Consider the following 15,694-nt stretch of genomic DNA (forward strand, 5'->3'; position numbering starts at 1 on the left):
ACTATCATGACGATTAACACTGTAATTGCCGAAGTGGCACACAATATTGTTCCGCGAAGTAAAACCTGTCGCAAAACGTACTTGTACAATATAGAGCGTTCAGCCAGCAAAGGAAAAATGCGCGCTACGCTTGCGTGTGGGAACCTTGCTCACACGGTTGCGGCCGCCACAGAGCGAGAAAAACGGTCCATTCTCGATTTTACCAAAAGCAATCTCGCTATCGTGACCTCATACAACGATATGGTGAGTGCGCATTGAGCTTACCACGACTATCCAGAGCGGATAAAGCGGGCACTAAGTTTGTCATCTCTCCGAGAGCGCATGCGCGCTTACTCAAGCATGCCGCTTACTCAAGCATGCCGCTAGTCAGCCTATCGCCTTGATTCCAGGTGTATCAATGCCAACAGAGATGATGGAAGCGATGGACTTAGGTTATGATGGCTGCAACAAATGATAGTAGTCTAGTCCTAATTCTATTTTGAAGTCCTATGATGCAGAAAAAACAGAGACCGACCCTACAAGATATTGCTGATCGTGTTGGGGTCACCAAAATGACGGTCAGCCGCTTTCTTAGAGACCCAAGCAAGGTCTCTGAAGCAGTAGGAGTACAAATTGACGAGGTAGTCAAAGAGCTAGGCTACGTACCGAATCGCGCTCCCGACATACTCTCCAAAGCGAAAAGCTATTCGATTGGTGTGCTTCTTCCTTCCTTGACTAACCAAGTATTTGATGAAGTTCTGCGCGGCATTGAGGGAGTGATTGAGCCCAATGGTTATCAGGCCATGATTGCTCACTATGGTTACGGGAAACATGTTGAAGAAAAACGCATTGAAACGCTACTCGGTTACAATGTTGATGGCATCATTCTTTCGGAAAGCTATCACACTGAGCGCTCGAAAAAGATTCTTAACGCGTCTGGTATTCCGATTGTTGAGATCATGGACTCCATTTCGCAGCCGCTTCAGCAAGCGGTTGGCTTTGACAATATCAAAGCCAGTCAGAACGCCACCAGAGAGCTAATCAACAGAGGCCGAAAACGCATTGCCTATCTCGCGGCGCGGATGGATGAGCGTACCAAGCAAAAAATTAAAGGTTACGAACAGGTTATGGTGGCTCAAGACTTAAAGCCTCTGGTGATAACCACCATGGAATCGTCGTCATATACGCTTGGCGCAACGCTGATGAAAAACATGTTGGCAGAGCACCCAGAGGTGGACGGCATCATTTGTACCAATGATGACATCGCGATTGGTGCGCTCTATGAGTGTCAACGGCAGAATGTGGGCGTGCCAAAAGATGTATCCATCGTGGGTTTTCATGGTCACAATATCTCATCGGTGATCAAACCAACACTTGCCACCGTGATAACCCCCAGAGAAGAAATTGGTAAGATCGCCGCTGAACATCTTATGCAGCGTATCACCGATCCTTTGGCAAAAATCGAGCAAAGGTGTATTGATCTAGAAACTCAGTTTTACTTTGGCGAAACCTTGTAGCTCGACACCTTGTCTCGATAAGGTATTGCACGTAAATTGATTACTGAAACATTGCCTTTAGTGAAAGGTAAACTTGCCAAGAAAAACGCAGTGTTAAAGCATGTCGTTGTCACAACGGGAGCGGATAACTTTGTCAAGAATCTGGATAAAGACACCTTAGGTGCAGAGATTGAAGCGACCATCTCTAACCTGTATTCAGCAGATGAGGTGTTTATGGTGGCACGCAACGTTGGTTGAGAAAAAACAACGACATAATATCTCGTCGATATTGCTTACTTTCGCAGATTACAACTAAGATGCCTTGTGAGGCATATAAACGATTCTACAATGTAGTTTGAATCATTCACATTGAGGGAATAAGCATGTCAGTTGCAGTCGTTTATCATAGTGGTTATGGACATACAGAGAAGCAAGCTCACGCAGTCGCTGAGGGCGCGAATGCCGTTTTGGTTAAGATCGATGAAAATGGTGAACTTACAGAAGAACAATGGAAGCAGTTAGATGAGGCGAACGCCATTGTATTTGGCTCACCAACGTACATGGGCATGGTTTCATGGCAATTTAAAAAATTTGCCGATGCGTCAAGTAAGCGTTGGTTCAATATGGATTGGAAAGATAAGTTCGCCGCAGGTTTTACTAACTAAGCATCAATGAATGGCGATAAAGGCGTGACAATCTCATACCTAATCACATTGGCGATGCAACATGGCATGGTTTGGATAGGCATAGGTGCATTGCCTGCTAATACGAAAGACGCGCAGCGTAACGATATTAACTATCTTGGTGGGTCCGCCGGGTTACTGGCGCAGAGCCCTGCGGATGCTTTACCAGAAGAAGCTCCCTGTGCTGGGGATTTGGAAACCGCAAAACAATTTGGTCAACGTGTGGCGTCCTTTGTGAAATAACATCGAGAGTGAAATAACGTTGCGTGAAGCGTTATTGTTCAGTAGTGGTATATAGCACCAGAGTGTAAAATGAGGAAAGCAGTGCAATATGTAGCACTGCTTTGTCATGGGTGTTATTTATTCACCATATGAATTATAAATCAAAGCGATCCGCATTCATCACTTTCACCCATGCGGCCACAAAGTCTTTCACGAACTTCTCTTTGTTGTCATCTTGCGCGTAAACCTCAGCGTAAGAGCGCAGTATGGAATTGGAACCAAACACCAAATCTACCCGTGTAGCGGTCCATTTAGTTTGCCCAGATTGTCGGTCACGAACTTCGTATTGATTGTCACCCGTTGGATGCCATGAGTAATTCATGTCTGTCAGATTAACGAAGAAATCATTGCTTAATGCACCAACATTGTCAGTAAACACACCGTGTGCAGTACCGTCATAGTTCGCCCCCAACACGCGCATACCACCAACCAGTACCGTCATTTCAACGGCGGTCAGTTGCATTAATTGGCTTCGCTCTAGTAAGAGCTCCTCTGCACTGACGACATAATCCGATTTTAGCCAATTACGGAAACCATCATGAATCGGTTCGAGTACATCAAATGATTCCGCATCGGTCATATCCTCAGTGGCGTCACCGCGTCCTTGGTTAAATGGTACGGTAATGTTTAACCCTGCGTTAGATGCTGCTTTTTCGATGCCAACACCACCGGCAAGCACGATCAAATCGGCCATGCTAATCGGGGAGTTGTGCGTCAAGCGGATAGAATCGAGTACGCTAAGCACCTTGTACAATCTTTCGGGTTCATTACCGATCCAGTCTTTTTGCGGCGCGAAGCGAATACGTGCACCATTTGCCCCTCCTCGGCGATCAGAACCACGGTAAGTGCGCGCGCTATCCCAAGCAGTAGACACTAATTCAGCAATCGACAGTTCGCTATTGAGGATCGCTTTCTTAAGTGAATCGATGTGATCATCTGCTAGTAGGTATGAGACTGGCGGGACGGGATCTTGCCAAATTAAATCTTCCGCTGGCACATCTGGACCAAGGTAACGTGATTTCGGGCCTAAATCGCGGTGGGTCAGCTTAAACCATGCGCGTGCGAACGTTTTTTCGAAGTACTTAGGATCATCACGGAAGCGTTCTGCAATTTTACGATACTCTGGGTCAAACTTAAGGGCCATATCCGCATCGGTCATTATCGGATTGCGGCGAATGGTCGGGTCTTCGACATCAACTGGCATGTCTTCCTCTTTGATGTTTACAGGCTCCCATTGTGAAGCGCCCGCGGGGCTTTTTGTCACCCACCAGTCGTAAGTAAAGAGCAAATGGAAGTAACCGTTGTCCCATTTGGTTGGGTTGCTTGTCCATGCTCCTTCAACGCCACTCGTAACAGTATCGCGGCCAATACCACGTGACGTTTTGTTTAGCCAGCCGAAGCCTTGATCTTCGATCTCTGCCCCTTCAGGCTCTGGGCCGAGTACAGATGCATCCCCGTTACCATGTGCTTTACCGACAGTGTGACCGCCGGCGGTTAAGGCAACGGTCTCTTCGTCATTCATTGCCATACGAGCAAATGTGATTCGCATATCGTGTGCCGTTTTAATGGGGTCTGGTTTACCGTCTACCCCTTCAGGGTTCACGTAAATTAAGCCCATCATTACGGCTGCAAGCGGGTTCTCTAAGTCGCGCTCGCCAGAGTAACGATTGTTTTCCCCACCAGTTGGCTGAAGCCACTCTTTTTCTGCTCCCCAATAAATGTCTTTTTCTGGATGCCAAATGTCTTCTCGTCCGCCTGCGAAGCCAAAGGTTTTAAAGCCCATCGATTCATAGGCCATATTACCAGCTAGGATGATCAAATCTGCCCATGAGATTTTGTTACCGTATTTCTTTTTGATTGGCCAAAGTAGGCGACGTGCTTTATCAAGGTTGCCGTTGTCGGGCCAACTATTGATTGGCGCAAAGCGTTGATTCGCGCGACTGGCCCCACCTCGGCCATCGGCAATACGATAGGTCCCTGCGGAATGCCACGCCATACGGATCATTAACCCCCCATAATGGCCCCAATCTGCTGGCCACCAATCTTGGCTGTCGGTCATGAGATCGATCAGATCTTTTTTTACCTCGTTGAGGTCGAGAGAGTCAAAAGCTTCAGCATAATTGAAGCCAGAATCCATTGGATCGGTCTTTTGATCATGCTGATGAAGAATGTCAAGGTTGAGAGTTTTAGGCCACCAATTGAACTCTGCAGATTGTTGATTGGTATTCGCACCATGCATAACCGGACATTTGGAATGTGTGCTCTTATCGCTCATGTTTTGCTTCCTAACTGAGTGAGTGTTCTCAAAGTGTAGTAACGGATGGCAAGTTTTTCTCTCGAGCTTGCTTTTGACTGTCGCGTAATAGCAATTAATTAATCGAAGCTCTCGCTAAACTGGCGCCATTAGTTAAGTAAAACAACCTTACTGAGGAAAGCGAAATGAAAAAATTCATCATCAACGCAAATGTTTTTAATGGCACTGACAACAAATTGATTAGAGAGCGTATCAGCACCCTTACCAAAACGGTCAATTGGGACAAATCGTTGAGGGGGCTTATGCTGATCTGTTGATCATCGACGGTAACCCACTTGCTGGCGTTGAGTATGTCGCAAACACGGAAACTCATCATGAAAGATGGTGTGGTATATAAAAACACACGGTAAACCGCGCTTTTGATAGCGCGGTTTTTTATTGGTAACGATACTTATAGACAGATTACAATGCATTGCGCTTAAGATAAGTGCAGACTGAACATTCGCAAACACTATTTTGATTTCACTATTTTAAAGTTGTCCCATGCTTGGCTGGTAGGCATTACTTCTAAGCTGTTAATATTTATATGACATGGCTGTTCTGCAATCCACAACATGATGTCAGCGATGTCTTCGGGTTGGAGAGGATTCGTCTCATCGTAAATCTCATTGTATTTCGCTTGGTCACCGTTAAAGCGTACGAGGCTAAATTCACTTTCTGATAACCCGGGTTCAAGGCTCGTGACACGCAGTTTTGTACCGGCGTAATCACTGCGTAAATTACGGGAAAACTGGGCCACGAAAGCTTTACTTGCTCCATAAACATGGGCTCCTGGGTAGCACCAGTTCGCCGCAATACTGGCTAGGTTAATGATGGTGGCTTTGGGCTGTTTTAACAGTGTAGGCAATAACGCATGGGTGACGTTAACGAGCCCAGTGACGTTGGTGTCTATCATGGTGTGCCAGTCGGTTATCGAGGCTTGGTGAGCGGGTGTTGCTCCTAGCGCTAGGCCAGCGTTGTTAATCAATATTTCAATGTTCGAAAATTCAGAGGGTAGATCCGCGATGAGGGTTGCAATCTCTTCGCTGCTTCTTACATCCAGTTGAGCCGTATAAACATTGCATTCCATGGCTAACTCGTCCGCAAGTTGGTCAAGTCGCACTTTTCGTCGTCCGGTTAATACCAGTGAGTATCCTTCTTGCGCAAATCGACGTGCTGCTGCGCGTCCAAAGCCAGAGGTGGCACCAGTAATGAAAACGGTTGGTGTTGATCGTGTATTCATGTGTAATCTCCTTAAGAAAATAATGACCAGACCGCGATGATTAAGGTGCCGCTGGAAACCGTTAGCAATAGGTAAAAGGCAACCTCATGGATAGATTCGAAGTCCTTGTAAATAAATAGCCGCCGACCCGCTAATGCGGATAAGAACGCGATCAATACATAAATCACCGGATTGCTCGGCAACATCGCCCATTGTTTGGTGATGGTATAATTTCCACCGACCGCTAAACAGTTGACGAGAAAGAAATAGCAAATGAGAGAGGCGCGTTTTACGGTATTGCTTAACGCTTGTTGTCGCATGTACATAACCACTGGCGTTCCACCAGAAGAGACCGCACTTGTCGTCCAACCAGAGGTGAACCCGCATAACAGTTTTGACTGCGACAGCTTTTGAATAACTAGGCTAGGGTGCCGGGATAGGAAAGCTAAGGTCAAGATAGTGCTTGGTACCAATACTTTCAAAAGTTCATCAGACAAGGCATACAGGAGACCCAAGCCAAAAGGAATACCTAACATTGTGGCCCACAGCAATGGAGTAAGGATGGTGAAATCTGCTTGTTTCCAGCAAGTCGCAACTAATGGTAAGGAAATGAATAGATCCACCAGTAGTATGGCCGGCACCAAATCAGCAACAGGATAGAAAATGGACAGTGCCACGATCATAAGACCAGAAAAGCCAAATCCGGTATATCCACGAATGAGTCCGGCTAGGATCAGTGTGCCAACGATAACGACCTCACTTACCATACTCTCTCCCTTTAATTGAAGTTGTTACGGGAATAGTAGGTAAGTGCTTGTGATTCTATTAGTACCAGTTAGTCATATTTGTTGGTACAAATATCTGGTTACGCTTTTTCGTTGAGTAACTGAGCTAGCTTTTTGATCCCTAGTTCAATTTTGTCGCTATCGATAGCGGAATAACCTAGACGAATATAACGGCGATGATCTTTTTGAAATCGAGAAAAATGAATCGTCCCGGGTTCGACCAAAACGCCGATGTCCCTTGCCACGGCAGTGAATTGCTCGCAATCTGTGTGATTTGGTAATTTTAGCCAGAATGCGCTTCCACCAACGGTTGCAGTAGTGATGCACTGCGGAAGATGGTTCATGAGGGCTTGCCGCATGGTGGTCCATCTCTGTTGGTAGCACTTGCGCAGTTTCCTCAAATAGGCATCGTAATAGCCTAGTGAGATAAACAGTGCACAAGTTCTCTGATTGTTGGCTGGGGGATGGCGATACATTAACCGCCGCAATGCTCTTGCTGCGTCGATAAGAGGCGCATCGGCAACCATGTAACCAAGTCGTAATCCGGGAGACAGTGATTTTGATAGGCTACCGATGTAAATGACTCTGCCGTTAGTGTCCAGGCTCTTTAACGAGGGGCTCGCTTGGCTAAGGACATTGATTTCGCTTTCATAATCATCTTCTATAATGACAAAATCGTATTTTTCAGCAGCGTGAAGCAGTGCTTGGCGTCGCTGCATTGACATGGTGACATTTGTCGGTACTTGATGGCTAGGCGTGACATAAACATAGTCGCAGCTTTTAAGTTTGTCATTGATTTCGATGCCTTGGCAATCGACGTTTATAGGGACAATTGTTGCGCCATGAGATGAAAAAATATTGCGAACATCAGGGTATCCGGGCTCTTCAACGGCTAAACGCGTTTCTTTGTCACCGAGTAGCCGAGCAAGAAGGTAAAGCGAATTCTGCGTGCCAATGGTGATGAGGATTTGGTCTTGCGAGGCTTGAATGGATCGTTTGGGTAATACATTCGTTTGTAGTTGCTTTACTAATGCGAGATCGTCATTGTCAATCGAATCTGAAATCCAATCTTTGACTATCCCGGCACGCTGTGACAATCGACAGCACTCTCGCCAATGATTTAATGGAAATAGAGCATGATCAGGCTGCCCAAATAAGAATGGGTAGGGGTAATCCTTCCAGTTTGAAGGCTTCGCAATGTTTCGCTGTGTTGTCACGTCATGCTTAACGCGCTTGAACCAAAAGTGCGCAGGTTTTGCACTAAATTGGTCGGGATTAAGGTGATTTAGCTGGTTGGGTGTAGGAAACGGATTCTCTGAGAGGGCATTGTGATTGGCGAAATAACCACTCCGCTCTTGTGAAATTAGATACCCTTCATCGACGAGTCGATCATAGACCAGTACAACAGTGTTGCGCGACACCCTTAACATGGATGCGAGCTTTCTACACGATGGCAGGGCATTATTTCCAAAAATGCCGTTTCGTATTGCTTCCAGTAAGTGCTCTCGAATCTGTTCTTGTAAGCTTCTTTCTGGCGAGAATTGTATGTGCATTAAGTAATCGCTTTTCAATGTTCGCATCCTTTGCAGTTTGATATCCATTGTTTATAGCCATCAGCGTTATCACGCTAATGAATGGCAACGCAGGAACTGTGCCATAGCTTCCCCGACGCCTGTCACCATAAATAAATGCGACTGGATCTATTGATGAGGCCTTGCATTGCTTTAGGTTGAAATAAAGCAAGGAAGGAGAACGAATATGGATCAGCAGCTAACCCCAGAGATGAAAGCGCAAATAGTGGAGTGGGACAAAAAGCACGTTTGGCACCACATCACTCAACATGCACCATTTGAAGAGCAAGCGCCGTTGATTATGTCATCGGGCAAAGGTGAATATATTTGGGATGTGAATGGTAATCGCTACCTTGATGCGAGTTCTGGCGGTGTTTGGTGTGTCAACGTTGGCTATGGTCGAGAGCGAATTGCTAACGTGATCAAGGAACAGGCAATGCGCCTTAACTTCTTTGCGGGCACGGCAGGTTCGCCAATCATGGCAGAGTTTGCCAACAAGTTGATTGAAAAAATGCCCGGAATGAGTCGAGTGTACTTTTCTAACTCAGGCTCAGAAGCGAATGAAAAAGCTTATAAAATAGTGCGTCAAATTGCGCACAAGAAATATGGCGGAAAGAAACACAAAATCTTATATCGTGAGCGAGATTATCACGGCACCACCATCACTTGCTTGAGTTCAACGGGACAGGAGGAGCGACGTCAACAGTACGGACCGTTTACGCCTGGTTTTGTCGAGTTTCCTCATTGCTGTGAATATCGTAGTCAATTTGAAGATAGCGATAACTATGGTATTAAAGCGGCACAACTATTAGAAGAGGTCATCCTGAGAGAGGGACCGGAAACGGTAGGTGCAATTGTGATTGAGCCCATTACGGCGGGAGGTGGGGTCATCACTCCTCCAGAAGGGTACTATCAAGAAGTTCAGAGGATTTGTAACAAGTACAATATCCTGATTCATGTTGATGAGGTTGTCTGTGGCGTTGGACGTACTGGAAGCTGGTTTGGTTATCAGCATTATGGCTTAAAGCCTGACATTGTCACGATGGCGAAAGGCGTTGCTTCGGCGTATGCCGCAATTTCTTGCACGGTGACAACGGAAGCGGTATTTGACCTGTTTAAGCAAGATCCTAGTGATAAATTTGATTACTTCCGAGATATCAGCACCTTTGGCGGCTGCACCATAGGTCCGGCGGCCGCGCTTGAGAACATGAAAATTATTGAGGAAGAAGGTCTGGTCGAGAATGCTGCCCATGTAGGAGAATACTTAAAAACTCAGCTTGAAGTGCTTCAAACTCAGTTTACTATTATTGGGGACGTACGTGGGAAAGGGCTATTTATCGGCCTTGAATTAGTAGAGGATCGCGAAACAAAGTTACCGGTAGATGAGAGCGTTCTAGCGCAATTTTCTGCGAAGTGTATGCAAAATGGTTTGCTCGTTGGACGCACTAATCGGTCGTTTTCATCGTTGAACAACACCATCTGTTTGAGTCCTCCACTAACCTTGTCAATGGAACAAGCGGATGAGATCGTGGCGATCATGGCAAAAGTTTTTCATCAGTTGTAACGGCTAATTAAACCGTAATTTTCGCCCAAAGCTTATAGGGCACGATGACGCAGCAGTGATACTACTGCGTCATCGTATCTGTCAAACAAGTTTGCTCGATGTAACGCGTAAGAATGTGTTTATCTAGGTGTTGCCTGTGCGAGATAGTCCTTCTTAGTTCGCTTTTTACTGTGTGTCTCTTGTATCTTGCATCATATCTGTTATCTCGGTTGCCTTCTTCTTCTTTTCCATTGTCCTCTCAAATAATTCAAACTCTTTGATTAGCTTCAATTGTTCTTAGCTTCGATTGTTCTTAGCTCCGGTTGCGTAGAGATTTTGCACAATTTGGGTGCATTTCTGAGCCTAGTTTTGGTGCGCATCTGGACCAATAAAGAAATACTCTGGTACTAACATTGCGAGTGACTTCTCATTAGTGTGGAAGATGTCATACAGCACATGAGGAAGTGAAGATGAAAACATTATTGAAAAGCACACTCGTTAAAACTCTAGCCATGACTAGCGTATTGGCGTGTTCGTTTCAAGTCGGCGCAGAGGAAGTCACAATAGGCTACCAAGGAATGTTTAATCCTTTGAAATACGCCATTGATCAGAAGTTGATTGAGAAAGAAACCGGCTATGAGATCAAGTGGCGCAAATTTGATTCTGGCGCGAAGGCCATTACCGCAATGGCGGCTGGAGCGGTGGACATGACCGTTGCAGGATCAAGCCCAATTGCGAGTGCAGCAAGCAATGGTGTTGAAATGGAACTGGTATGGGTGACGGAAAACATCGCTGATGCTGAGGCACTGGTGGTAAAAAATAGCAGCGGAATCACCTCTCCATCCGATCTTAAGGGTAAGCGTATAGCGGTTCCATTCGTCTCCACCACGCACTTCCACATGTTGTTCGCATTGGAGCAGTTTGGTTTATCAGAAAAAGAGGTGAAACTCATTAACATGCAGCCGAATGCCATTATGGCAGCGTGGCAGCGTGGTGATATTGATGGTGCGTTTATTTGGGATCCTGCACTTGGCAAAATTAAGCAAGATGGCAGTGTATTGATTTCCTCAAAACAATTGAGTGCATGGGGAAAACCCACCTTTGATGGCATGATTGCGAGTAAAGAGTTTACGGCAAAGCATCCAGAATTCGTCACGGATTTGATTAAGGTCGTAGCCGAAGTGGACGCGAAATACCGTGATCAAAAAGAGACATTCACAGCCGATAACCCGATGGCGATTTCAGTAGCGAAACTTGCAGGTGGTGAACCTGAAGGGGTTGTTGAAGCCATGAAACTGTATGAGTTCATGGACATTAATACCCAGCTTTCTTGTCAGTGGCTTGGTTGTGGCAGTGAAGGTGGTGCGGTTCAAGCGTTGAAAGCCACTTCAGAATTCCTACTGAAAGAAAAGAAAATCTCTGCTCTTCAGCCTGACTACAGCGTATTTGTCAATCCGAGCTTTGCAAAGAGTGCGAAGGCGAAATAGCAACACTTAGTCAATGAACGTGAAAGGAGTAGGCGCATGTCTTTGAAGAAAACACTAAAAATTGAGGATGTTTCTGTCATCTATGAAGGCAGGGAAGGGGGAGAGCCCGTGACGGCACTTTCGGGAGTTAATCTTCAAATTGAGCAAGGTGAACTCGTTGTCGCGCTTGGCGCATCAGGATGTGGTAAGACAACGCTCCTAAATTTGATGGCTGGATTCATCCCGCCAACATCCGGTTATCTTACGTTAGGCAACTCACAAGTGGAAGGGTTACCTAGGGTGACCATGGGACGAGACATTGGCGATCAAATCATCGGCCCGGGTGCAGACCGAGGCGTGGTGTTTCAAAAACATGCGCTGTTTCCATGGATGAATGTGATTGAGAACACGGCATTTGGCTTAAAGCTCCAAGGTGTCGCGAAAAAAGAGCGACTTGCAAGGGCTGCGAAGTATTTACAGCTCGTTGGGCTAGAAGACTTCCATCAGCATAAAGTCTATCAGCTATCTGGTGGCATGCAGCAGCGAGTCGGAATTGCACGAGCGCTAACCAATGACCCTAGTATCCTATTACTGGATGAGCCCTTGGGTGCTCTGGATGCACTAACGCGAGAAACGTTACAGGAGCTGCTGTTAGACGCATGGCAAGCGACCAATAAAATGATGTTTTTCATTACCCATAGTGTCGAAGAAGCGCTGTTCATGGCTTCGAAGCTGATCGTGATGTCCCCCCGACCGGGGCGTATAACGCACAGTTTCAATTTAGACTTCAATCAACGTTTTCTTGAGTGTCGAGATGCGCGTGCGGTTAAGTCGATGCCTGATTTTATAGAAATGCGAGAAAAAATTCTTTCCATCATCCATCAAGATGAAATTGTGGAGGTAGCGTTATGAGTGAAGCCGTAATAAACCATGAACGCCTTGAACATTCAGAGGCGAAAGGAGAGCATACGTCAGAAGCTGCTGGTGAGCCACAAGCGAACGTCGCACAACAAAGTGAAATGCATTCAACCCCGCCTTTTTATCGGCTTGTACAGTGGGTAAAAAACAAAACCCAGACCCCAGGAAGTTATTACGGAGAGCCTGGTCAAGGTAACTCGCGCGTGATCTCAGTCATTTCTACCCTGTTTTTTATTGGGCTATGGGCGGTTGTGACTGAACTAGGTTTGGTTAAGCCGTTGTTTCTTCCCTCCCCTAATGCGGTACTGGAGCGATTTGTCGACCTTTTTGTGAACGGATTCTCTGGGGTATCGTTGGAAGCTCATCTCTTGGCGAGTTTGGGCAGAGTATTTGGGGCTTTTGCTTTGGCCGTTGTCACTGCTGTGCCAATTGGCATTTTAATTGGATCAAATGTGTGGGTGAGAGGCGTTTTCGATCCACTGATTGAGTTTTATCGTCCTCTTCCACCGTTGGCTTACTTACCTTTAGTGATTATTTGGCTTGGGATCGATGAAACGAGCAAGGTCACGTTGATTTATCTCGCTATGTTTGCACCGATCACGCTCGGTGCGCGTGCCGGCGTTGCATCAGCCAAAAGCGAGCAAATACAAGCGGCTTACTCGATGGGCGCATCCAAAGGGCAGGTGCTTTATCATGTGATCATTAAAAGTGCTTTACCTGAAATTCTAACCGGATTAAGAATTGGGATTGGATTTGGTTGGACAACCTTGGTAGCAAGTGAAATGGTCGCTGCAGAAGCGGGGATCGGTTACATGGTGCTTAATGCGGCCGAGTTTCTTGTGACAGATGTGGTGATTGCCGGCATCATTATCATCGGACTGATTGCGTATTCATTTGATTTGCTGATGCGCTACCTAGAGAAGAAACTGGTACCTTGGAAAGGCTACTAATCTATCATCAAATATCGACAAATAGGGGCATAGGCCCCTTTTTTGCGCTTTGCGCTTTTAAAACGCTTAGTTCGATACCATACAACCTTCATTAAACCAAAGACACTGGTTACAAAAAAATACATTCAGTTCAAATCTTAATTGTGTCGAGAGCGTCTTTATGAGAAATGTTCCGTGATTAGTTGAATGACGCTGACATCAGTATTGCTCTGAATGAATGTTTACTTAACTTGTTGTTATATAGTGGTATTTATTTGCATTTCTTCTTATTTATTGTATGTGTACGAATTGACATATTCTCTATTTCAATGGATGTTTAGGAGGGTTTATATAAGTAAAAAACAGAAAAATAATTTGAACTCGAACTAAATTTCAGGCATTTTATATTTAACTAACCGTTCAATTAAAATTTACAAGGATGCAAAATGCCCAAGGTTGGGATGCCTGAAATCAGAAAACCTCAGCTAGTCAAAGCGACGATGTCGGTCATTGACAGAGTAGGTTTACACGCTGCGAGCATTTCGTTGATCAGCAAAGAAGCAGGAGTATCTACAGGGATCATTAATCACTACTTCGGTGGTAAGCACGGTTTGCTCGAAGAAACCATGCGTGAAATCCTTCGCCAGCTTTCCGCCACCACTAAAATCAATCTAAGCCAGATCCCTAGTGATGCGCACCACCAAAGAATTAATGCCATCATTGACGCTAATTTCGTCGGCTTCCAGGCCGAGAACCAAGTAGCAAAAACTTGGCTGGCTTTCTGGTCCTACTCGATGCATGACGAACAGCTCAAACGTCTGCAACGAGTCAATGAACGACGTCTCATCTCACACCTGAAAAAAGAATTAAAAGCTTTGCTGGATCAAAACCAAGCTGAGCTGGTGGCGCATGGTATTGCGTCATTAATTGATGGCATTTGGCTACGCGGCACGCTCAACCCGCAAGGCATCGATGCCGAGAAAGCACGCGTCATCATTAACGACTATCTCGATAAACAACTCACGTTCTACTCAAAACAAAAATAAAGAGTCAAACCTGAAAATGGATATGAAAGCACACTACATCGATGGTGCCACGCACCTAGGATGCTCAGAAGAACACTTCACCACATACAACCCCGCCAATGGTGAGCCGCTTGCGAATGTGAAGCAGGCTAACCAGCAAGATATGGAAGCGGCAATTGAATCTGCCAAACGCGGTTTTGCAATTTGGTCAGCCATGACGGCGACAGAGCGCAGTCGCATCCTGCTTAAAGCGGTGGCGCTACTTCGTGAAAGAAATGACGAACTGGCGGTACTAGAAGTTGCGGATACGGGCAAACCGATTCAAGAAGCGAATTGCGTAGACATTGCAACGGGCGCAGATGTGATCGAATACTACGCAGGTCTTGCGCCTAGCATGCATGGTGAACAGCAACCGCTGAATGAATCGCAGTTTTTCTATACTCGCCGCGAGCCTCTGGGCATTTGTGCGGGTATTGGCGCGTGGAACTACCCAATTCAAATCGCGATGTGGAAATCTGCCCCTGCGCTGGCTGCGGGTAATGCGATGATCTTTAAGCCATCAGAAGAACCCCCGTTAACCGCACTCAAATTGGCAGAAATCTACAGCGAAGCTGGATTGCCTGATGGCGTGTTCAACGTTATTCAAGGTGACTACCGAGTAGGGCAAATGCTCACTGCACATCCAGACATCGTTAAAGTCTCCTTCACGGGTGAATCCGGAACTGGCAAAGTTGTGATGGGTGACAGCGCTGCGACGCTAAAGCAAGTCACTATGGAACTTGGCGGTAAATCGCCAATGATCATTTTTGATGATGCCAAGCTAGACGACGCGGTTTCTGCTGCAATGGTCGCAAACTTCTATACCCAAGGTGAGGTTTGTACGCACGGTACTCGCGTGTTCGTTCATGACGCTATTTATGATGAGTTTGTCGCTCAACTTAAGAAGCGTACTGAGCTGCTGGTGGTTGGCGATCCGCTTGATGAACAAACTCAAATCGGCGCACTAATTTCCAAAGAGCACGAATCAAAAGTCCTTTCCGCCATTGAACAAGCGAAAGCAAGCAATGCAACGTTGCTGACTGGCGGCTATAAAGTCACAGAAAACGGCTTGGCGAGCGGTAATTTTGTTGTGCCAACGGTTTTCATTGATTGCCAAGACGACATGCCGCATGTGCAGCAAGAAATCTTCGGTCCCGTGATGTCAGTGTTGAAGTTCAGTGACGAGGACGAAGTGATTGCTCGTGCCAACAACACCGATTACGGGCTTGCAGCAGGCGTGTTTACGCAAAATCTGTCTCGTGCACACCGTGTTATTCACCAAATCCAAGCAGGCATTTGTTGGATTAACACGTGGGGTGATTCCCCAGCTGAAATGCCAGTTGGCGGTTACAAATTGTCTGGAATTGGACGTGAAAACGGCGTCGAGACCCTTAAGCATTACACCCAAACTAAGAGCGTGTTAGTGCATTTGGGTGATTTCGACAGCCCTTACGCGTAACCAG

The 15,694-nt window shown here is 46.1% G+C and carries 14 protein-coding genes and 2 pseudogenes; 12 read left to right on the forward strand and 4 right to left on the reverse strand.

Translation table 11 applies throughout. The annotated features are described in order from the left end of the window. Positions 1–6: 6 nt before the first annotated feature. The 5 genes and pseudogenes from AK966_RS19900 (at position 7) to AK966_RS20000 (ending at position 2,401) form a co-directional block, all read left to right on the forward strand. Positions 7–258: a hypothetical protein gene (locus AK966_RS19900; RefSeq protein WP_182852610.1), complete on the forward strand. Its 252-nt coding sequence runs from the start codon at positions 7–9 to the stop codon at positions 256–258. A gap of 230 nt (positions 259–488) precedes the next feature. Then, on the forward strand, positions 489–1,496 hold the full coding sequence (locus tag AK966_RS06570) for a substrate-binding domain-containing protein (protein ID WP_119463764.1): 1,008 nt from the start codon (positions 489–491) through the stop codon (positions 1,494–1,496). Positions 1,497–1,517: 21 nt separating this feature from the next. Next, positions 1,518–1,733 (forward strand): annotated as a pseudogene (locus AK966_RS06575) (N-acetyltransferase); the annotation flags it as partial. Positions 1,734–1,858: 125 nt separating this feature from the next. After that, the gene (locus AK966_RS19995) at positions 1,859–2,140 is read left to right on the forward strand and encodes a flavodoxin family protein (RefSeq protein WP_220473343.1); all 282 of its coding nucleotides are present in this window, start codon (positions 1,859–1,861) and stop codon (positions 2,138–2,140) included. A gap of 6 nt (positions 2,141–2,146) precedes the next feature. Continuing rightward, positions 2,147–2,401 carry a hypothetical protein gene (locus AK966_RS20000; protein ID WP_220473344.1) on the forward strand — a complete coding sequence of 85 codons (255 nt, stop codon included), beginning with the start codon at positions 2,147–2,149 and terminating at the stop codon, positions 2,399–2,401. Between the two features lie 133 nt (positions 2,402–2,534). On the opposite strand, the gene katG is transcribed toward AK966_RS20000, so the two are convergent. Next, positions 2,535–4,715, reverse strand: a complete 2,181-nt coding sequence (gene katG / locus AK966_RS06585; protein WP_119463765.1) for a catalase/peroxidase HPI — start codon at positions 4,713–4,715, stop codon at positions 2,535–2,537. Between the two features lie 229 nt (positions 4,716–4,944). Here katG and AK966_RS06590 point away from each other — a divergent pair. Continuing rightward, a pseudogene (locus tag AK966_RS06590) lies at positions 4,945–5,104 on the forward strand (amidohydrolase family protein); the annotation flags it as partial. 101 nt (positions 5,105–5,205) lie between these two features. Here the strand turns inward: AK966_RS06590 and AK966_RS06595 are convergent. From AK966_RS06595 to AK966_RS06605, 3 genes are all read right to left on the reverse strand, one after another. After that, entirely contained in the window at positions 5,206–5,976 is a 771-nt protein-coding gene (locus AK966_RS06595; RefSeq protein WP_119463766.1) for an SDR family NAD(P)-dependent oxidoreductase, read from the reverse strand. Positions 5,977–5,987: 11 nt separating this feature from the next. After that, positions 5,988–6,722, reverse strand: coding sequence for a sulfite exporter TauE/SafE family protein (locus AK966_RS06600; RefSeq protein ID WP_119463767.1), 735 nt, complete (start codon positions 6,720–6,722; stop codon positions 5,988–5,990). A 98-nt stretch (positions 6,723–6,820) separates the two neighbouring features. After that, positions 6,821–8,341, reverse strand: coding sequence for a PLP-dependent aminotransferase family protein (locus AK966_RS06605; RefSeq protein ID WP_310648444.1), 1,521 nt, complete (start codon positions 8,339–8,341; stop codon positions 6,821–6,823). Between the two features lie 157 nt (positions 8,342–8,498). On the opposite strand from AK966_RS06605, the gene AK966_RS06610 reads away from it, so the two are divergent. From AK966_RS06610 to betB, 6 genes are all read left to right on the forward strand, one after another. Continuing rightward, positions 8,499–9,875 carry an aspartate aminotransferase family protein gene (locus AK966_RS06610; protein WP_099078997.1) on the forward strand — a complete coding sequence of 459 codons (1,377 nt, stop codon included), beginning with the start codon at positions 8,499–8,501 and terminating at the stop codon, positions 9,873–9,875. A gap of 449 nt (positions 9,876–10,324) precedes the next feature. Then, the gene (gene tauA, locus AK966_RS06615; RefSeq protein WP_099078996.1) at positions 10,325–11,341 is read left to right on the forward strand and encodes a taurine ABC transporter substrate-binding protein; all 1,017 of its coding nucleotides are present in this window, start codon (positions 10,325–10,327) and stop codon (positions 11,339–11,341) included. A gap of 36 nt (positions 11,342–11,377) precedes the next feature. Then, positions 11,378–12,232: a taurine ABC transporter ATP-binding protein gene (locus AK966_RS06620; protein ID WP_099078995.1), complete on the forward strand. Its 855-nt coding sequence runs from the start codon at positions 11,378–11,380 to the stop codon at positions 12,230–12,232. Next, the gene (locus AK966_RS06625; protein ID WP_220473346.1) at positions 12,229–13,188 is read left to right on the forward strand and encodes an ABC transporter permease subunit; all 960 of its coding nucleotides are present in this window, start codon (positions 12,229–12,231) and stop codon (positions 13,186–13,188) included. The genes AK966_RS06620 and AK966_RS06625 overlap by 4 nt, the downstream gene beginning before the upstream one ends. Before the next feature lie 425 nt (positions 13,189–13,613). Beyond that, positions 13,614–14,213 (forward strand): transcriptional regulator BetI, encoded by a 600-nt coding sequence (gene betI / locus AK966_RS06630; protein ID WP_099078994.1) that lies wholly within the window; start codon positions 13,614–13,616, stop codon positions 14,211–14,213. A gap of 16 nt (positions 14,214–14,229) precedes the next feature. Next, positions 14,230–15,690: a betaine-aldehyde dehydrogenase gene (betB, locus tag AK966_RS06635; RefSeq protein ID WP_119463768.1), complete on the forward strand. Its 1,461-nt coding sequence runs from the start codon at positions 14,230–14,232 to the stop codon at positions 15,688–15,690. Positions 15,691–15,694 lie beyond the last annotated feature (4 nt).

Origin of the sequence: Vibrio sp. PID23_8, from assembly GCF_003584965.1 — a bacterium.
Classification (GTDB): domain Bacteria; phylum Pseudomonadota; class Gammaproteobacteria; order Enterobacterales; family Vibrionaceae; genus Vibrio.